The 18,278-nt window shown below is 39.2% G+C and carries 19 protein-coding genes; 9 read left to right on the forward strand and 10 right to left on the reverse strand.

What is annotated here, in order from left to right; all coding sequences use genetic code 11:
• Positions 1–71 precede the first annotated feature (71 nt).
• On the forward strand, positions 72–356 hold the full coding sequence (locus tag WDJ61_RS16685; protein WP_338751758.1) for a late competence development ComFB family protein: 285 nt from the start codon (positions 72–74) through the stop codon (positions 354–356).
• A 39-nt stretch (positions 357–395) separates the two neighbouring features.
• Here WDJ61_RS16685 and WDJ61_RS16690 read toward each other — a convergent pair whose 3' ends face one another.
• On the reverse strand, positions 396–1,766 hold the full coding sequence (locus WDJ61_RS16690; RefSeq protein ID WP_338751760.1) for an aspartate kinase: 1,371 nt from the start codon (positions 1,764–1,766) through the stop codon (positions 396–398).
• A 261-nt stretch (positions 1,767–2,027) separates the two neighbouring features.
• On the opposite strand from WDJ61_RS16690, the gene WDJ61_RS16695 reads away from it, so the two are divergent.
• From WDJ61_RS16695 to WDJ61_RS16705, 3 genes are read left to right on the forward strand one after another with little or no spacing between them, the layout of a single operon-like run.
• Positions 2,028–2,753, forward strand: coding sequence for a hypothetical protein (locus tag WDJ61_RS16695; protein ID WP_338751762.1), 726 nt, complete (start codon positions 2,028–2,030; stop codon positions 2,751–2,753).
• A gap of 15 nt (positions 2,754–2,768) precedes the next feature.
• Positions 2,769–3,155 (forward strand): GntR family transcriptional regulator, encoded by a 387-nt coding sequence (locus WDJ61_RS16700; RefSeq protein ID WP_338751764.1) that lies wholly within the window; start codon positions 2,769–2,771, stop codon positions 3,153–3,155.
• Positions 3,156–3,157: 2 nt separating this feature from the next.
• Entirely contained in the window at positions 3,158–4,060 is a 903-nt protein-coding gene (locus WDJ61_RS16705) for an ABC transporter ATP-binding protein (RefSeq protein WP_338751767.1), read from the forward strand.
• A gap of 82 nt (positions 4,061–4,142) precedes the next feature.
• Here WDJ61_RS16705 and WDJ61_RS16710 read toward each other — a convergent pair whose 3' ends face one another.
• The 3 genes from WDJ61_RS16710 to WDJ61_RS16720 all read right to left on the reverse strand — a co-directional run bounded on the left by WDJ61_RS16710 (position 4,143) and on the right by WDJ61_RS16720 (position 8,075).
• Positions 4,143–5,012, reverse strand: coding sequence for a carbon-nitrogen hydrolase (locus WDJ61_RS16710; protein ID WP_338751769.1), 870 nt, complete (start codon positions 5,010–5,012; stop codon positions 4,143–4,145).
• A gap of 75 nt (positions 5,013–5,087) precedes the next feature.
• A complete protein-coding gene (locus tag WDJ61_RS16715; protein ID WP_338751771.1) occupies positions 5,088–6,716 on the reverse strand; it encodes an amidohydrolase in 1,629 nt (542 codons plus the stop codon).
• A gap of 15 nt (positions 6,717–6,731) precedes the next feature.
• Positions 6,732–8,075, reverse strand: coding sequence for an APC family permease (locus WDJ61_RS16720; RefSeq protein ID WP_338751773.1), 1,344 nt, complete (start codon positions 8,073–8,075; stop codon positions 6,732–6,734).
• Positions 8,076–8,348: 273 nt separating this feature from the next.
• On the opposite strand from WDJ61_RS16720, the gene WDJ61_RS16725 reads away from it, so the two are divergent.
• Positions 8,349–8,825 carry a competence protein ComK gene (locus tag WDJ61_RS16725; protein ID WP_338751775.1) on the forward strand — a complete coding sequence of 159 codons (477 nt, stop codon included), beginning with the start codon at positions 8,349–8,351 and terminating at the stop codon, positions 8,823–8,825.
• Here the strand turns inward: WDJ61_RS16725 and WDJ61_RS16730 are convergent.
• Both WDJ61_RS16730 and WDJ61_RS16735 read right to left on the reverse strand, forming a co-directional pair.
• Entirely contained in the window at positions 8,820–9,170 is a 351-nt protein-coding gene (locus WDJ61_RS16730; RefSeq protein WP_338751777.1) for a hypothetical protein, read from the reverse strand. The genes WDJ61_RS16725 and WDJ61_RS16730 overlap by 6 nt on opposite strands.
• 33 nt (positions 9,171–9,203) lie before the next feature.
• Complete coding sequence (locus WDJ61_RS16735; protein ID WP_338751781.1) at positions 9,204–10,142, reverse strand: transposase; 939 nt, start codon at positions 10,140–10,142, stop codon at positions 9,204–9,206.
• A 488-nt stretch (positions 10,143–10,630) separates the two neighbouring features.
• On the opposite strand from WDJ61_RS16735, the gene WDJ61_RS16740 reads away from it, so the two are divergent.
• On the forward strand, positions 10,631–11,116 hold the full coding sequence (locus tag WDJ61_RS16740; protein WP_338751783.1) for a sigma-70 family RNA polymerase sigma factor: 486 nt from the start codon (positions 10,631–10,633) through the stop codon (positions 11,114–11,116).
• A gap of 205 nt (positions 11,117–11,321) precedes the next feature.
• Positions 11,322–12,305, forward strand: a complete 984-nt coding sequence (locus WDJ61_RS16745) for an S-layer homology domain-containing protein (RefSeq protein ID WP_338751785.1) — start codon at positions 11,322–11,324, stop codon at positions 12,303–12,305.
• A gap of 45 nt (positions 12,306–12,350) precedes the next feature.
• Here the strand turns inward: WDJ61_RS16745 and WDJ61_RS16750 are convergent, their stop codons facing one another.
• The 3 genes from WDJ61_RS16750 to WDJ61_RS16760 all read right to left on the reverse strand — a co-directional run bounded on the left by WDJ61_RS16750 (position 12,351) and on the right by WDJ61_RS16760 (position 15,726).
• The gene (locus WDJ61_RS16750; protein WP_338751787.1) at positions 12,351–13,169 is read right to left on the reverse strand and encodes a YihY/virulence factor BrkB family protein; all 819 of its coding nucleotides are present in this window, start codon (positions 13,167–13,169) and stop codon (positions 12,351–12,353) included.
• Positions 13,170–13,204: 35 nt separating this feature from the next.
• A complete protein-coding gene (locus WDJ61_RS16755; protein WP_338751789.1) occupies positions 13,205–14,128 on the reverse strand; it encodes a lysophospholipase in 924 nt (307 codons plus the stop codon).
• A 227-nt stretch (positions 14,129–14,355) separates the two neighbouring features.
• Positions 14,356–15,726: an O-antigen ligase family protein gene (locus WDJ61_RS16760; RefSeq protein WP_338751791.1), complete on the reverse strand. Its 1,371-nt coding sequence runs from the start codon at positions 15,724–15,726 to the stop codon at positions 14,356–14,358.
• Positions 15,727–16,040: 314 nt separating this feature from the next.
• On the opposite strand from WDJ61_RS16760, the gene WDJ61_RS16765 reads away from it, so the two are divergent.
• Together WDJ61_RS16765 and WDJ61_RS16770 are read left to right on the forward strand one after the other, a co-directional pair.
• Positions 16,041–17,318 (forward strand): ATP-binding protein, encoded by a 1,278-nt coding sequence (locus WDJ61_RS16765; RefSeq protein WP_338751793.1) that lies wholly within the window; start codon positions 16,041–16,043, stop codon positions 17,316–17,318.
• A 147-nt stretch (positions 17,319–17,465) separates the two neighbouring features.
• Positions 17,466–17,792, forward strand: coding sequence for a helix-turn-helix domain-containing protein (locus tag WDJ61_RS16770; protein ID WP_338751795.1), 327 nt, complete (start codon positions 17,466–17,468; stop codon positions 17,790–17,792).
• Between the two features lie 100 nt (positions 17,793–17,892).
• Here the strand turns inward: WDJ61_RS16770 and WDJ61_RS16775 are convergent, their stop codons facing one another.
• Entirely contained in the window at positions 17,893–18,030 is a 138-nt protein-coding gene (locus WDJ61_RS16775; protein WP_338751797.1) for an anti-repressor SinI family protein, read from the reverse strand.
• Positions 18,031–18,278 lie beyond the last annotated feature (248 nt).

An 18,278-nucleotide genomic window follows, 5' to 3' on the forward strand; every position in this document is an offset into this window, starting at 1 on the left:
TATTTTTTACTTTTATCCGATATAATAAATAGTGTATTTTTTACATTTAATGAGGAAATGGAGGGCACAGCATGACCGTCAAGAACGCCATGGAAGATATCGTGAAAACCATCATTACAGAGCATAAAGACAACTTAAAACTAACCTGCCTGTGCGACCGTTGCCTAGACGATTTATTGGCCCTTTCACTCAACCATCTTCCACCTATGTATGTGGTTGACGATAAACATAGACCGTATGTAGCAGCAAAATACATGGTGAACACACAAGAACATGCCAATATTTTAACAACGATTACCCGAGCAAGCACTAAAATAGCAGCCAACCCCCACTGCCAAACCCAAAAAAACCAGTGATGAAAGATCTTCCCCTTTCACACTGGTTTTTTTCATACATTAAACTCCTAGTACAGCGCTAGTGCTGAAAAACTCCTTGTATAATTCTTTTAAGACGCTTTCTGTATCTTTTTCTTGGATACCAAATACAAGACTGACTTCAGATGATCCTTGGTTGATCATTTCAATATTAGCTCCAACACGAGAAATCGCTGTTGTCGCTCTTGCTGTCAGACCGCGTGTGTTATGCATTCCCTCTCCTACAAGTACAACCATGGCAAAATGATGTTCCACATACACATCATCCACTAGCAACTCTTCCCGACATCTGGAAATAATACGTGCTTCTTTCTCCGGCGTTAGCTGATGGCTGCGTACAATAACAGATAAATCATCAATGCCAGATGGTGTGTGCTCATAAGAAATATATTCATCTTCTAATATTTGTAATAACCGACGACCGAATCCAAGCTCGCGGTTCATTAAATATTTGCTGACATAAATCGTTGAAAATCCACCATCTGCTGCAATACCGATCACTGGACTTTTTGAATATTCACGTTCAGCGACAATCATTGTTCCTTCTGCCGATGGGTTATTTGTATTTTTAATACAAACCGGCACAGATCTTTGGAAAGCCGGCATCAATGCTTCGTCATGGAAAACAGAAAAACCTGCATAAGAGAGCTCACGCATTTCCCGGTACGTCATGCGCTTAATTTCAACGGGACTGTCCACTACTTTAGGATTAGCTGCAAACACCGAATCCACATCGGTGAAGTTTTCATATAGTTCCGCATTAACAGCAGCAGCTAAAATGGAGCCTGTGATATCGGAACCACCACGAGCAAACGTCATCATCACACCATCACGTGAATAGCCGAAGAAACCAGGAAAAACAACGATTCCTTTACGATCACGCAAATTACTTAAGTTTTCATATGCTTCCGGTAAGGCACGAGCACGTCCCGGTTCATCGCTAACAATCAATCCTGCTTCTTTCGGGTTAACATACTCTGCCTCCATGCCAATGCTTGAAAAATAAGCGGCAATCAGCTTCGCATTATTATCTTCTCCACTCGCTTTTAGCTGGTCCACAAATAAATCACGATTATCACGATTGATTGTTAATCGCCCGCGAAGATCTTCTTCAATGATGTTTACAATATGCTCATCAAGACCAAGTCCTTTGGCGATATCAGCATAGCGATCCACGACTGCTTGTAATTCCTTCTCCGTTTCACCTGTTGAAAGAGAAGCCTCTGCTAATTTAATCAGTAAGTCAGTTACTTTAATATCATCATTAAAGCGTTTCCCTGGGGCGGAGACAACGACAATTTTACGCTTCGTATCCTCCCCAACGATCGCGGCTACTTTTTTGATCTGCTCCGCACTCGCCACAGACGTTCCACCAAATTTACAAACCTTCATTCCAATTCCACTCCTTGCTCACTGTTTAACTTACATGATGAAAAATATTTATTTGAAAAATTATACCACTCATACACACAAAAAAGAAGAAATAATCTGATATTTCCCAAAGTAAAAGAAACAAAGAAAACTTCTAGGTACTTTAACACATTAACGCAGTGGGGGATCAGATCTCAAAAAAAGATAGTTGATTTTTCCAGAAACATCATTTAATATGTGTGTATAATTATATATACACATTAACAGTAGGAGGTTATTTAAATGCATTCAGTTTGGCATGATGCTTGGTGGTTGAGTAGGTTTGAGCTATTCAAAATGACAGGACTATTCAAACTAATAATATGTACACTTGTTTACTTAGTCTTTTTAATAGGCTTTTCAAATGGTTCTGTGAACACGGCTATGAAAATCTTGTTTGATTTTGTTTTTCTTACTGTCGTCATCACTCTCCCGTATTCTTTACGCTCAAAGGAATACCAATTAACACGGGTGTCAGGAGATTTTTGGGGCTGCAGTTCTTTTAACTTTTTACAGGAGCAGCCCATTCAAGAAGATGTGCTATTAAAAAGCCGCTTTCTTTCTAACTCTGTTCTGTCAGTCATTACAAACTTGGTCTTAATTAGTATATTTCTCGTTGTACCTTCAAAGCTGAACTCGACCCTATCCATAGGGGAATCTATCGTTTTCTTACTTTTTTGGCTCTTGATTGGTCTAATGATGAGCTTTCTCCTCTCAGCTGGTGACGTAGGAGATGTCATATCCATGACAAAAATGATCATCGTTTCAATTATTACCTACGGATCAATCTTAGCAATTACTGTGGCTTACTATTTTTATATAAGAGCAAGCTTAGTCGAAGGATCCATTTTTCTCATCAAAAATTACCCAACAGTTACATTAGTATCTGCAGCACTTTTAACAATCGGAAGTTACCTTTACTGGTATCGATACGCCGTTAAAAGACTCCGAACCAATGATTATTTGTAAAGGGGAGACTTTATCATGACTTTGCCAATTCACATCTCCCAAGACAGTCGGGAACCGATTTATCACCAAATTGAAGCTCAAGTGAAGGCTCTGATCTCTGGAGGACAATTGCCCGCTGGAACCGCTTTACCTTCCATAAGAGTGTTAGCGAAAGAACTAGGGTGCAGCGTGATTACTACGAAAAGAGCTTATAATGATTTGGAACGAAAAGGATTCATTGAAACGATTCGAGGGAGAGGAACTTTTGTGGCAGATGTAGCACTCGCAATAAAAGAAGAAGTAAAAGAAAAAACAGTAAATCAAGCAATCGAACGGGCAATTGAAGTAGGATTGCAACATGATTATTCCTTGCAGGATATTGAACAAATGTTCACCTCAATAATTAAAGAAAGGAGAGGTTAAATATGAGCGTGATTAAATTGGAACAAGTATGTAAACAAATCGGGGAATTTGGGCTTGGGCCTATTAACGTCGCAATTCCCACTGGAAGTTCTGTCGCTATTATTGGCGATAACGGCGCTGGGAAAAGTACGCTGCTAAAAATGATCATGGGATTAGCAAAAGAAGACAGCGGCCGTATCCAGCTGTTTGAGCAAGATCGAGCTTTAGGCGATAGCAGTTGGAAAAAGCGAATTGCCTACCAGCCTCAAACAACATCTGGCTGCAATGGCTTAACAGGGGCGGAAATAAAAAAACTTATTGCTCATTTTTCTTTTTCCTTTGATGAGGAACGTTTCTCTCGCTATGTCGATAAGTTAAACATTCCATTAAATAAGAGATTTGATAAACTTTCGCAAGGTGTGCAAAAAAAATTAACACTTGCTTTAACCTTAGCTCAACCACAGGATTTGATGATTTTTGACGAACCGATGGCTGCCATTGATTTAATGGCACAAAAATTGGTGATTGATGAGATGGTGCAATTAATGGATGAAAACTTGGAACGCACGATTTTATTTACAAGCCACCAGCTTCACGATATTCGCAAATTCGCCGATTACCTCTTATTGATTCGTCAAGGTGAATTTTTAGGGATGTTTGAAAAAGACGACTTGGCTTCTAAATTCACTAGGTACTGGTTAGACAAACCTTTGGAACAATCTCTCCCCTATGTCATTAACACAAATGATGATAGACAGGAAATCATCTCCTATAAGGGGAACATCACTGAACAAGAACTGAATAAAAATGATATTCACATCATCCGCAAAGCGAACGTTGGTCTTGACGAGATCCTCCCAGCCATGCTATCCGGAGAACTCGATTTAAAAGACTGCCATGACCAACACTATGCCGGAATCATTTAGCGCATTGATGGACGACATACTAAACTCAAAAAGCCAACCAGTCATTCACATCCACTGGTTGGCTTTTTAATGATTATCTTTTTTACTCAATCACTCTCTTCAACAGTTCCCCATAGCTGTCTGGACGGCGATCGCGATGGAATTGTAGGATATTACGGGCTTTTGTGATTTCTTTTAAGTCAATTTCCGCCATAATGATTTCCTTGTCTTTCGTTGTTGCTTCTTGTACTACTTTTCCCCAAGGGTCGCTAATAAAGCTGCGACCATAAAATGTCATAAAACCTTCTTCGCTTTCTTCACGCCCGACTCGATTGACCGCAGCAATAAAGATATTATTATGAATACCGTGCGCTCGAATAGCATCCATCCATGTTTGCGACGTATCTAAATCCGCGTGGTCTGGCTCAGAGCCAATCGCTGATGGATAAAAAATGATATCTGCCCCTTTTAAAGCTAAGATGCGCGCCGGTTCAGGAAACCATTCATCCCAGCATATTAACACACCGATCGTGCCATATTTTGTTTGAAAAACAGGGTATCCGGAATCTCCTTCTGTAAAATAATATTTTTCAATATATTGCGGACCTTCTGGTATATGATGCTTTCGATATTTCCCAAGGTTTTCTCCATCTTCAAACACAACGACTGTATTAAAATATAATCCATCTCTGACATATTCATAAAGAGAGACAATGATTACAACCTCTAATTCTTTCGATAGAGCTTGCATTCGATTTGAAACAGGGCCAGGGATAGGTTCAGCCCATTCGTACTTATTGACATCAATCGTCTGCGGAAAATATTGTCCGCTAAACAATTCCTGTGTGCAAATAATTTTCGCACCTTTCTCCGCAGCTTGTCGGATCAATTGTTCCGCTGTCCTTATATTCTCCCCATGATCTTCCACACATTGATGTTGAATTAAAGCAATATTCATCGTTCCTTTTTTCATTATTCCATCCCCCTCTAAAATAAGGCTGCTCCATCAGGAATTACGTCCCTAATGAAACAGCCCCTAATCATTTACTTATTTCTGCACAGCTACTTGCGGCTGACTCCAAACGACCTCTCCATCCACTAATGTAAGTTCAACTGTGGTTTCAGGAATTTGTTCTTCTGGTATCGTAAATAAATTTCGGTCTAAGACGATAATATCGGCTAATTTTCCTTTTTCTAGTGTACCTAGTTCGTGTTCACGGAAAACGCTGTAGGCAGAGGCACTTGTGTAAGCTTTTAGTGCTTCAGCCATCGTTACTTTTTCTTGTTCATTCCATGTATCCTTCAGTGTAAAATCTTTACGCGTCACCGCATGATAGATCTCAATCATTGGTTCAAGCGGCACAATCGGGTAATCACTACTATACGACACCGTTGCGCCAGAGCGAACTAACGAGGCATTTGGATAAATATACGCTTGTTTTTCATCACTAACCTGTGTCGTGTGGCTTTCTCTTGGCATCAGAGCCATATGATACGGCTGGATAGATGGCATAACGCCAAGTTGGCCGAAACGCGGAATATCTTCAGGAGCGACCACTTCAATATGCTCAAGGGCATGACGTGCATCGCGCTTGCCATTTTTCTCTTGGGCCTTTTCATATAAATCTAACCCAAGTCGAACGGCGCCATCACCAATTGAGTGAAAGCGAATTTGAAAACCTTCCTTATCCGCTTCTGCCACCCATTTCTCTAGTTGCTCTTCCCTATAAGCCGTCTCTCCCCTTGTTTCAGGACGTTGTTCATATGGGTCAAGCATATAAGCAGTATAGCCCGTGACGACCCCATCAATAAATTGCTTTAATCCGGCCAATCGCAATTTATCGGAATTATACTGTTCGCGTAATTTCTTCGCTTGTTCAATGTCTCCACTTAGTGGCGAATAAAGATGGAATCTCGCCGTTAGACATCCTTCCTCCTCAATTTCTTGATAAACATCGTACGCTTCCAACTTTTCATGAGCACGGCTTGCATACAAATCATTCACAGAAGTTACTCCTAATTTGGCTGCATGCTGTAAAAACTGCTCCACCATATCACGTAGTCTTTCTTTTGAAAAATCATAGGCATAATCTGTCGCTAAAGAAATCGCTGTTTCAATTAAAATCCCCGTTGGTTCCCCAGCTTCATCTTTATAAATAATCCCGTAATCCGGATTCTCTGTGTCTTTCGTAATCCCCGCTTTTTTAAGAGCGATGGAATTGACCCAACCGTAATGCCCTTCCGCATGTAGAAGGACAACTGGACGATCACCCAATACTTGATCCAATTCATAACGAGTAGGAAAATCCTTTTCTCCCCAAGCCGTATGATCCCATCCGGTACCTACAATCCAGGCCTCTTCTGGATGATCATCAGCATATGCTTTTACTTTAGCAATCGCCTCTTCCTTAGACTTCGCATCTATTAAAGAAACGCTATAATGGCTGAACAAACTACCGAGCATAATATGTAAGTGAGCATCATGGAAACCAGGCATAATGAGTTGATCTCCAACATCCACCACTTCTGTATGCTCTCCTTTGAAGGCAAGCACCTCTTCCTTAGGGCCAACCTCCATAATTTTATTCCCTTTTACCGCTACAGCCAATGGCTCCGGCTGATCACTTGTCCCTGTAAAAACGGCCTCGCTAATTAAAATCATATCTGCTTTCATCATGTTCCCTTTCCTCCCTCACGAATGATCCACTGATAACTTTAACTCTGGCGGTTTTTGCTTAAATCCTTTCGTTAAAAAGAGCATATAAATAAAGCCAAAGACAAACCAAATGCTACCTAACACCTTTGAATGAACGTCAAGATTCATAAGCAACCATAAATCAAGGCCAGCCCCGATCAACGGAATGATCAAGTACATAATCGTCCCCTTCAATGAACGCTCTTTTTTTCGAATAAAGTAATAAGCAATTACCGAAATATTCACACAGATAAATGCAAGAAACGCTCCAAAGTTAATAAATGAAGCAACAAGCGTCAAACTTAAAAATAATGCGAGCAATGAAAAGCCACTAATGACTAAAATATTATTCACTGGCGTTTCATATTTGGAATGGATGGCTCCAAAGAATTTTTTCGGTAGTTGACCATCACGCCCCATCGCATAAAGAACGCGAGAAGCACTAGCTTGTGACGACATCGCTGAACCGAACGCTGTAACAGCATAGACAGCAAGGAATAACGAAGTGAATGTTTTTCCACCAACAAGGGCAATGATTTCATGAGCAGCTGAGTCTGCATTAGTAAATGTACTAAAGTCTGGCCAAACAAGATGAGCAAAATAGGAAACGCTTACAAAAACAAACCCTCCAGCTAACGTAATAATAAACACGGCACGTGGAATGGTCTTTTGCGGATTAACCGTCTCCTCTGCAAACGTAGTTGCTGAATCAAATCCGAGAAACGAGAAGCATAAAAGAGCGGCTCCCGCTACGATAGAAGAAAAAGATTTCTCTGAATTGTAGAATGGTTCAAGAGATAACAGTGTACCACTACCTTCTCCACTAAGAATTTCTTTAATCGATAAGCCAATAAACAATACAATAAATAGAAGAGAAAAAATTGTGATCAAAGCGTTCGCTGTTGCCGCCAGTTTCACGCCTTTAATATTGATAAATGTGACTAATGACAACATTCCTAGCACCCACACATACGGTGGAATGGCCGGAAAGGCGGCCGAGAAAAATATGCTGAACAATAAGTAATTGACCATTGGAATAAACAAATAATCCATCAAAATCGACCAACCAACCATAAATCCAACATAAGGATTAAGTGCTTTTTGCGTATACGCATAGGCAGATCCTGCTGATGGAATGGCTTTTGACATTTGTCCGTAGCTATAAGCTGTAAACATCATGACGATCATCGCTAGCACATAAGCTCCCGCGACCATCCCGTTCGAAGTTTCAGCCGCAATACCATATGTACTAAACACCGTCGCTAACGCCATAAACGAAAAACCGAACAACACCACCGGAACAAGCGTTAACGACCTACTCATTTCTTTTGAATCTGACATATAACAACCCCCTTAGCAATCTTAAAAACACACTCCGGAAATTAATGCAAAAATTATACCAATTAAGAATTTTCAGAATAAAATTACATTTATTATGAAAATTCATTACAAAATGCATAAATTATTCAAAATTGCATATTTCAGAGATCAGATCCACTACACTAAAGTGATAAAACAATATTCAAAAATTTACATATTTTTAATATTGTCCATTGTAAAAATTTACATTTAATCGCTACTATAGTATTAATTACAAAGAAGGGGGAGTTTTTGATGGTTTTTGTTGAGAGTTATATGCCTTCTGTAAGTACAATGGGGCTTGTAGAGCATCATCAAGATGACTGCAATACGATTATTTATGATGAGGAAGGAACGTATTACACCCATGACACAGCGAAACAGCTATTAAATAAAGCCTGTTTACACCGCCTATTCACCTATGAAGGCCGGCTTCAAGCAACTCGTAAGCAACTAAACTATTACAAAAAAACACCATTGTTAATCTGCCACGAAGAACTAATCTATACCTTTCCTACAATTTCACCTGAAGAGTCTGGCTGCTGCTGGATATTCCCACGGCATGTACAATCCCATTCTTCAGTCAAAGGGAAAATGGTTGTCTATTTTAAAAATGGCGTCAAACTATCCTTAAACTGTTCTCCTCATGTCTATTACAAACAATTAGACCGGGCTACAAGTTGTATTACATACATGTTAAATAATAGAGATAAAAGCAAGAGTGATTCATAAAAACGGAATTCTTCTATTAATCATTTCTTTATATTTATAAATCATTTCATACCAAAAGGTCTTGTTCATTGAATGGAACAAGACCTTTTTATGTTCTCCCTTCATCTCAGCTCCAATAAACGTTGCTAACACTACAATGAACCTCCCCCACCTATCGCGAGCTTGAGGTGGGGGTTTCTTGTCGATCCCCTCGACATCAGAAGCTGGACGATGTCCATAGGTGTACACGACACCCTCGTCTTTCTCGAGGACTGACGCTCCCATACAGGAAGCAGTGGTCTTGACGCAAGACGTCTCCCGACGGCTTGCTGCCACCGTAAGCAACAGAGAGAGAATCAAAGGCATGGCCATCTCCCCTGGGGCGGTTCTACCCATCTACTACGCCTGTACAGGACGTAGATACGTGATACTGGTCAGCATCACTTCTCGAAACTTCCCGTGCAAATACTGAGATAAGATGTTCCCTGCACCATGGACATCCCGATGCCGTTCATATCCGCAAGAACATCGGTAGTTTCGTGAACGGACCTTGTTGCGTTTTCGCCGTTTATTTCGCTTGCTCGTGTGTCGCTGAACACCTTCCACATCGCCAAGAGCGACATGGCCGATTCTTTGTTCCACACACCAGTTCACAAAGGTACGGGTTGTCTTGTGCAGGAGATCTCCTAGCTGCCGTTCGCTTTTGGAGAGAATGTACTTTTTTGCTCGATGGTATTGGCGCCATTTCCTGGACCCTTTTTGACACCGACTCATGAGGATTTGCAGTTCTCTCGCTTTTTTGTTTCGCAACCGGTGAACGCTGCGCATCTTTCTGCCAGAAATCACAAGTGCTTGTCCGCCTGTACTGACGGCGGTAATCGTATGAATCTCACCTGGATCAATCGCTGCCGTATGACCGTCTTGAATCGGTACGGGATCGATGCCGTCTTCATACGACAAACAGGCATGCCACCGACCGTCAAAGACGAGTTCTACTTCTTTGACCAAGCCAGTTGGGACCGAGGCGAGCGTCAACACGAGCGGTGTCTGTTGTTTCCCTTTCCACCTGCCTAGGCTGAGCATCAGCTTGCGTCCTTTTAGTACGAAAGATTTATCGACCCATTTGGGATGGAACACGAACTTTTCCTTGTATGGATATCGGATGGACTTATTCGTTTTCCGTGCTTGGCGAACCCCATCTCGGGCATGCAGAAACTTGTGGCACACCGCTTGGATCGTCTGACTGTGAAGAGGGTACAAGCCTTTGAGTTCAGATTGAAGATCGCTTTTATTGATCCACGCGCCGTGAATCCGGTAGTAATACCGGGCTAGTTTCACGCAGTCATTCCAAATCGTTCCGCAGATCCAGCGTAGGTGAAACGCGTTGGCTGAGGAGCCGTAAAGCCTGTTTTCAACGTTCGATACATGAGATCCCTCCTCCCTTGTCATCATCATAAAACGAATGTATGTTCCCATCAATATCAAATGGAAAATTTCATCCTTTTTTCTTTCGACAAAGATCGGAAGATGATCTGCCAAACGATTTTCGGCTGTGCCCTTCACGCTCCTTGAGGAAGGGGAATTCTCTCGGACTGTGTTAAAAGCTTCTTTTTGATCTAAACTGTCATATTCAGCATTGAATATTTTTATAAAAAAGAAGGTTTCGTACCTTTACTTAGGACAAACATCAAATTACAGGTAATTATATCCATTAAAACTCTTACTCTTCTCTCTATTTTACCCTTTCGCCTAACAAAGAGAATCCCGCTATGTTTGGTTCAACCCGGGAATTCACGGCAAGCGCGCTTCCATTAAGGAAGAAAACAATGGAGAACTTTGAGAACGTTTATCATCAATTTTTACCAATAATCCATCACATCATGAAATCGCTGCATATTTACAAAGACCAGGACGAATTTCAACAAATTGGACAGGTTGCCCTTTGGGAGGCTTATGAAAAATACGACCAGGACAAAGGTGCCTTTTCAAGTATCGCCTACTCGTATATCAAAGGACGAATGATGGATGCGTTAAAAAAATCCAAGCAAAGAGAACAACGAGTAGTCTACACTAACCAGTTATTTTGGGAGGAGAAACCAGATGAACAAAGTGATAAACCATTCGAACTCGACATCTTACTCACTTATGCAATCCACCTAACTCACCGCGAAAAAGTTTGGCTCATTCGCACTTTTTATCAAGACATGACGATCACCGAAATCGCTCAATGCGAAAATGTTTCTCCTTCTACCGTCAAAAAGTGGCGAAAACAAGCGATGAACAAATTAAAGTTACACCTAGCCGTTGAATAAAAGTAACTTAAAAAATTTTTATGAAATCTCTTATGATGATACTTATTGCGAGAGTGTAATTAGTTCTTTTAACCTATCATATCTCCTCTTTCCGCCCTAGATAAATAGTTAAAAATTACTATTTTGAAAATTTTTGTAGCCAATTTTTGTATCTATCTGTTAAAGTAATTGCGAATACAATTCTAAAAATTGAGAGGTGTTACAATTGAAGAAAGCCTTTAAATCTTTATTAATGGCTGTTTTAGCTATCATACTTTTCATTCCTGTAGCTGTTCCATCTGCGGCAACTTTCGAGGGCAGTTTAAGCGGAAAATCTACTTCCATGGATGAGCAAGCGAATTACGAAGCTGCAGCCTCTACTTCTTTCCGAGATGTACCAAGTACATACTGGGCGAAAAAAGAAATCGATTACCTTGTAAAAAATGGAATTATTCAAGGGTACAAAAACGGCAATTTTGGTATTAAAGATCCTGTGACTCGTGCACAAGCAGCTATTATTGTAGCAAGAGCTTTGGGTATAGATGACGAATATGCTCCAAATCCTGGATTCCGCGATGTTCCAACAACTCATTCTGCCTACAATGAAATCGCTGTATTAACGAAATACGGCATTTTCAGCAAAGGAACTTATTTCAAACCAAACGATAAGTTAACAAGAGCACAAATGGCGAAGATTATCACAGAAAGTTTTGGCTTAGACTATAAGTCCACTACTTCTTTTAAAGATGTAAAAAGCAGCGATTGGTTCTATAAATATGTTCAAGCTTTAGCTTATAATGGAATCACAAAAGGCGATAGCAAGGGATATTTCCTTCCGTACCAACCGTTAACACGTACAGAATTTGCTGTTTTTATGGCTCGTACGCTAAATGAGCAATTCCGTTCAGGTGTTCAAGCTACTGTCACTGGTACTCAATTACTATCAGATGGACGCTTAAAAATGAATGTTCAGCTTTTCAATAATACAAAAAATGAAGTATTCAACATCAAAGGTAAATATGAGCTTTATATCAACGGTAAACTCGTAGCTAAATCTACTTCATTACGAGAATACAAAAATGTGGTTCTTAAACCAAATGAAAAAAGAACTGTGGAGTTCTACTTCTCTCCTAGCGAAGTAAAACAAAACATCAAGTTTAATAGCTCTGCAGAACTATTCTTCGAGCATCAGTGGTATTACTACCAATAAAATAAAAGCGCGGTCCTAATCATGTTAGGACCGCGCTTTTATTCGTTAAGAAAGTCGATGCATCTTTTCATGCTCCGCATTTATCAAACCTCCTAGAAGCAACACAACAGCGGATAAATAGAACCACAACATTAAAATAATAATCCCCGAGAGCTGCCCATAAATGCGAGTGTAATTGACGGAACCTGCATATTCTCCAAACATGACAGACGCCGCTTGCCAGCAGATAGAAGCAAATAAAGCACCTAGTATAACAGATCGAAGTGGCTGTTTACCATTAGGCAAAATTTTATAAAACAATATAAAAAATAGAAATAAGAAGACCGTTCCAAGTATCCACTTCACCACGGTCCAAATTTTAAAATATGGTGTAAACTCTTCAATTGTACCGATGACCTCTGTAGAGATTAATAAGTGGAGTAGCCGTTCTAGAAGCGGGATCATAAAGGAAAATGGAACAAGAAACATAAAAACTAATGTCACTCCTAAATCTCGAAACAACCCTGTGAAAAAAGATAACCGTCTTTGAATATTGTAGGCATCATTCAAAGAACGAACGAGTGACTGAATTGCCATCGAAGACAGCCAAAATGTAGAAAAGAAGCTAAGCGAAATGATCTGTCCTTGGTCCCTTGCGACAATTGCTTGTACATTTTCCTTGATTAATAAATACGTATTCCCCGGAGCATAAGGCTCAATAAACCCTAAAATATCCCCTTCATTGATAGGAAAAAAACTCATTAAAGATAACATGAAAATCAGAAAAGGAACGACGGACAACAATAAATAATAAGCTGTCTGCGCCGCCTGATCAAAAAAACGCTCCGCAAAAAAACGACGGACCACTACCTGAACCAACCTCACCACCTATTACCACCATCCTCCGTCACTTGAACATATTAAAGCTGTGCTTGAAGCCAGTTCGTAACATCTTGAATAACTTGCTGACGATTGGTTTCGTTAAGCATTTCGTGTCGGCCTTCTTTGTAAAATGTATAGTCGATGTTGGTTATTCCTTGCTGCTTATATTGATCGATGACACGAAGAACTCCTTTAGAGTAGTCACCAACCGGATCATGATCACCACTAATGAAGAAAAACGGTAGATCTTTTTCCATTCGACTCACTTCTTCCGGCTTATGAATCATCTCTAATCCATTTAATAAGTCATAAAAGAACCCAGCTGTCGGAATAAATCCACAATAAGGATCATCAATATACGTTTGAACTTGCTCACGATCTCTAGAAAGCCAATCAAACTCAGTTTGGATGTCGGAGAACTTTTTATTAAAATCTCCAAAAGACAACTTATTTAATAGCGGACTTTTTGCTCGTTTTCCACGTCTTCTCATTTCAGACTTGGCTAATATTTTCCCCATCTTTCCTAAGAGCCCACGATCGCTTCCAGTCCCGGAAACAATCACGCCATTTACTGTTCCAGGAAACCGCTGTAAGTAACGACGAACTAAAAAGGAACCCATGCTATGCCCCATCATAAATACAGGAAGGTCTGGATGTGTACGATGAATATGATCATTGATCTCTTTTAAATCCTCCACCACTCTTTCAAATCCATCCTGCTCAGCAAAAAAGCCGAGCAACCCACTTTTATCTCCTGTTCGACCATGCCCACGATGATCATTGCCATAGACGATAAACCCCATCGACACTAAATGCTCAGCTAACTCATGATACCGCTTAATATGCTCAGCCATGCCATGAGCGATTTGCAGCATCGCTTTGGGCTTCACCTCATCATCCACCCACTCCGTTAAAAATACTTCATGTCCATCCGACATCTTTATCCAATGCTCCTTTTCCAAAATTCCACTCCCCTTCTTAAAACTTCAAAACAACCTTTTAGAAGGAAGATAAACCTCTTTACATAGGATGTCAAATAAACCGGACTTATAAAGAAAGGCTACTACTTTCCAGATTCCTAAAGATGATCTTTTTGAAAAATTATCTGCAGCTTTTCATAAAAATCTATAAGACGGCATTCAGCTTTCAAAAAAAACAGCTCGCAACATAAATTGCGAGCTGTTTTGCTTTATTCAATTATCTTGCTATCAACGATCAGCATAGACAATATAGCCGCCACATAAATCGACACAGCCGGAGCAGTGAACACATGACCAGCTGTAGCACCTATACCAATAGCCAGAAGAAATCCCACGCCATACATCACGTGTGGAATAGTAAATGTTTCTTTTATATTAGAAATAAAATACCATATAAAGCGGATCGAATAATAAATCAACGGGGCCATGAAATACAAAAATCCAACAATACCCAATGAGAAAAAGAGATCATAGAAATCCATTTCAATCATTTTAGGTTCTTTTCCCGGTTCTGGCATTTCATAATTTCCTGCGAAACCAAGGCCAAAAACCTTCTGAATAGTTGGTGCATCGGCAAAATCTTTTTTGTAATCAGCTAAATATTTTTCGCGACTACTAAAGACAAGGTTTTGCAATTGCTCTTCGGAAATTTTCGGCTCCTTTTCTTCTTCTACTACAGCCTCACCTTTTTTGATATCTACTTTCTTCTCTTTTTCAATGTTAATCCCCAATAAATTGACATGAGCATACATATTATTGAATACAGGCGTAAATGGCGTAGACACAGCTAATACAGCTAGAAGAAAAAGAGAAATAAGCATATTCGCACGTGTCTTTTTCTCACGTCCCTTTGTCACATAAATGATTAGTAGAGAAATACAAGCTGCGATTAATACAATGACAATCCCACCATATCCAACTTTCGTTCCAAGGAATAACATAGATATGGATAATAAGATAAATGGCAACCAGTAAAAACTATTCTTTAAGGAATCTGTTTTTTCAATAGCATACAACGCCGTGACTGGCAAAATAATAGCCATAATAGCACCGATTTCATTTCCAGCAAAGAACCAACCAGTGTAACCAACTTTTGTGTGAGAATAATTTGATAAGCTTGTTCCTGTAAAATAGGCAGCAATAAATACCACACTAATTATAATAGAGGAATATAAGAAATAAGCGGTTGTTTTTTCCATTATCTCCGTACGGGATTTCTTTAATTGCAAATAAATCATGACAAACCCTAAAAATAAAACTGGAAAATAGACGACTTTATTATAAAATTTCAATTCTTTAAACAAGAAATATGGATCTTTCAGATTCATATTCACAACAATATTTATGATGAGTATAATGGCTAAGCCAATTAAATAAAGTATATACTTTCTAGCTCTACTGTGATTAAAAGCTAATTTTAATAAGAATAGTAAAATAATCACCATGAATAATACGCGAATAATTACACCAACGGTAATATTCAAATTAAAAATTAAAATTGACGCCGTGGTCATTACATCGATTACCGGCTGCAAGACTAAAAAGGCTAGCAGCATTAAAAGTGTCCTATGATTCAACATGTAGATTAGTTCCTCTTTCCTTTCAATTTCCTTTTCAACTAATAAAACGATAGTTTATCTATTTATGTACGAAATGACTCATTATATTATAGCACGAAACACTTTCAGCTTATCAATAAAATAAAAAGTAAATTGGCATTTAATCGAGAATATATTGTATCATTTTCTCAAATAAGAAACCATGTATTTACTAGTATTACTTTCAACAATTTTAAGTCGTAAATTTATTACTAATGAGGGTATTTGTTAAACTAATGTTATAATATGGTTAAAGTTTTTGTGGTAGTGACATGATAGATGAAAGGATGTTATTGATGACAGCACCTCAAACATTAATTCCATTTGAACAATTGTCCAAGGAGGCCATGCCTCATTATTACGATTATGCGGTTAACATCCATGAAATAAAAACATTGTTATTAAAGAAAACCGGACAAGATTTTCAGATGTATTCACATAAGAGTGAGGAAGATCTTTGGGAAATTGTTGAGCAACTATTGACTCGTCAACCCGATGATATTCAAATTATTGCCCATGTATTCGATTGCTTAGAAACAAAAACCATTCACTACTCCAACATGACTGGTGAAAATAAGCATGTGATTCATCCGTCTTTGAACAATTCAATTCTCTATTTTCCGACATACGAGGTAGCACTGGCGAAGCTTCCCATTTACCAAAGCCACGAGGATTACGAGGAGGATTTTATTTTTGCCGAAAGTGATGAGCGCTTACTTGCGTTTATTGATTACCTGTATAAGCAGCAAAAAGAATTTATGAAAGGGTACATCAATATTTTTACTGATACAGAAGATGGTGTCGAAAAGATACACGAAAAAATCACTCATCAAGTAAGCCGCGAAGATGTCCTGCTAGAAGAAGGAATCAAAACCGAAATCTTTCGCTCGATTGATGAGTTTTTTCTGCATAGTGGCAGCTTCTTTAAAAAGTATGATATCCCATATAAACGTGGTGTTTTACTTTATGGAGCACCTGGGAACGGTAAAACAACGCTTGTGAAGTCCATTGCTGGCAGCACCTCTGCTCCTGTCGTTTACTGGCAAATCACCGAGTACACGACAAGCTATTCGATTAAAGAAGTGTTCTCAACTATTACGAAAATGGCCCCGATGATTCTTGTCATTGAAGACATTGATTCAATGCCGGAAGAATCTCGTTCCGTCTTTTTAAATACGCTAGATGGCGCGGTGTCGAAAGAAGGGATCTTCCTAATTGGGACGACCAATTATCCAGAGAAAATCGACCCCGCACTGATTAACCGAGCAGGCCGCTTTGATCGCGCCTATGAAATTAAACTGCCAAATGAACAAGCGCGTAGCCAATATTTAAGAAAAAGAAAGATCGATCAATTCATGCCTGAAACAGAAATGGACCGACTAGTGAAAAACACAGCAGGCCTTTCTATCGCCCAGTTGAACGAACTATACATGTCGATTGCCTTGCAATGGCATTACGAAGAAAAAGTCGACATCGACAAAATCATCAACGACTTACTAACCAACAACAAAAAAACGTGGCGCCAAGACTGGGACATCAATCCTCACAAACCAACGATGGGCTTTGGTCGCTAAAATCGTGTGTTTGCTTGTTGCTTTAAAGCAACAAAATGTTAACAGAAAGTTGCGTATGGTTACTAGTTTTTTTGTAGTTTTCTGTCGTGTTGTGGTAGAATGAAGCATAAGCATTTACTTTTATAGTAAGCGGTAAGGGTGATATAAATGGCTATCGGTAAGCGTATTCGAACATTGAGGATGGAAAGAGGGCTGTCATTAACTGAATTAGCTAACCGAGCAGGGGTCGCTAAGTCTTATATCTCTTCTGTTGAGCGCGAAATTCAACTAAATCCATCCATTCAGTTTTTAAGTAAAATATCTTCCGTATTAAATGTTAGTGTAGAAAAGTTAATAAATGATAATAACGATTCGACTGAACTCGTTGACTCCGAGTGGTTAGCATTAGCTAAAGAAGCCATGGAATCAGGTATTAGTAAAGAACAATTCAAACAGTTTTTAGAATTTCAAAAATGGCAAAAAACTCACAAATAACATACTGCCTTACTGATCAAAATAGGATAAAACGACCTTCCATGCGAACAATACTCTTATAAATCAAATGTTCGCATGGATTTTCTTAAGTAACAGCACATCAAGTTGATTCGACCTTTTGCAAACCAAGTTTTTCTCCTTCTATAAATTCCCTCACCTCTTCAAGTGTCAACCCTAACTTTTTTGCTTCTAACATTAAATCAATCCACTCTTGGTCAATTAATTGAACATTCCCCATAAAGAATCCTCCTAATTGTAGATGGCTCAGCCCTCCTAGCAAATTTTCCTTAGACTGGCAACTTTGCACCCTTATTGTTCAATAGGTTTTCTATTTTCATGAATTTCAATGTTGTATTGACACTTAAAAAATAAATACTATTTATTTTCAGTTTTATTCCACAAATCATTTTCCCTTAAATTTTTATTAGATGATCGTTTTACTTTTCCCTTCAGCATTTGAAAGGAAACTATTTCATAAAAAACATA

Source organism: Bacillus sp. FJAT-52991, assembly GCF_037201805.1.
Lineage (GTDB): Bacteria > Bacillota > Bacilli > Bacillales > Domibacillaceae > Bacillus_CE > Bacillus_CE kandeliae.

Excerpts from the sequence above, each read along its gene's own strand:
- WDJ61_RS16685 (WP_338751758.1), top strand. The coding sequence starts at position 72 with ATGACCGTCAAGAACGCCATGGAAGATATCGTGAAAACCATCATTACA.
- WDJ61_RS16690 (WP_338751760.1), bottom strand. The coding sequence starts at position 1,766 with ATGAAGGTTTGTAAATTTGGTGGAACGTCTGTGGCGAGTGCGGAGCAG.
- WDJ61_RS16695 (WP_338751762.1), top strand. The coding sequence starts at position 2,028 with ATGCATTCAGTTTGGCATGATGCTTGGTGGTTGAGTAGGTTTGAGCTA.
- WDJ61_RS16700 (WP_338751764.1), top strand. The coding sequence starts at position 2,769 with ATGACTTTGCCAATTCACATCTCCCAAGACAGTCGGGAACCGATTTAT.
- WDJ61_RS16705 (WP_338751767.1), top strand. The coding sequence starts at position 3,158 with ATGAGCGTGATTAAATTGGAACAAGTATGTAAACAAATCGGGGAATTT.
- WDJ61_RS16710 (WP_338751769.1), bottom strand. The coding sequence starts at position 5,012 with ATGAAAAAAGGAACGATGAATATTGCTTTAATTCAACATCAATGTGTG.
- WDJ61_RS16715 (WP_338751771.1), bottom strand. The coding sequence starts at position 6,716 with ATGATGAAAGCAGATATGATTTTAATTAGCGAGGCCGTTTTTACAGGG.
- WDJ61_RS16720 (WP_338751773.1), bottom strand. The coding sequence starts at position 8,075 with ATGTCAGATTCAAAAGAAATGAGTAGGTCGTTAACGCTTGTTCCGGTG.
- WDJ61_RS16725 (WP_338751775.1), top strand. The coding sequence starts at position 8,349 with ATGGTTTTTGTTGAGAGTTATATGCCTTCTGTAAGTACAATGGGGCTT.
- WDJ61_RS16730 (WP_338751777.1), bottom strand. The coding sequence starts at position 9,170 with ATGCCTTTGATTCTCTCTCTGTTGCTTACGGTGGCAGCAAGCCGTCGG.
- WDJ61_RS16740 (WP_338751783.1), top strand. The coding sequence starts at position 10,631 with ATGGAGAACTTTGAGAACGTTTATCATCAATTTTTACCAATAATCCAT.
- WDJ61_RS16760 (WP_338751791.1), bottom strand. The coding sequence starts at position 15,726 with ATGTTGAATCATAGGACACTTTTAATGCTGCTAGCCTTTTTAGTCTTG.
- WDJ61_RS16765 (WP_338751793.1), top strand. The coding sequence starts at position 16,041 with ATGACAGCACCTCAAACATTAATTCCATTTGAACAATTGTCCAAGGAG.
- WDJ61_RS16770 (WP_338751795.1), top strand. The coding sequence starts at position 17,466 with ATGGCTATCGGTAAGCGTATTCGAACATTGAGGATGGAAAGAGGGCTG.
- WDJ61_RS16775 (WP_338751797.1), bottom strand. The coding sequence starts at position 18,030 with ATGGGGAATGTTCAATTAATTGACCAAGAGTGGATTGATTTAATGTTA.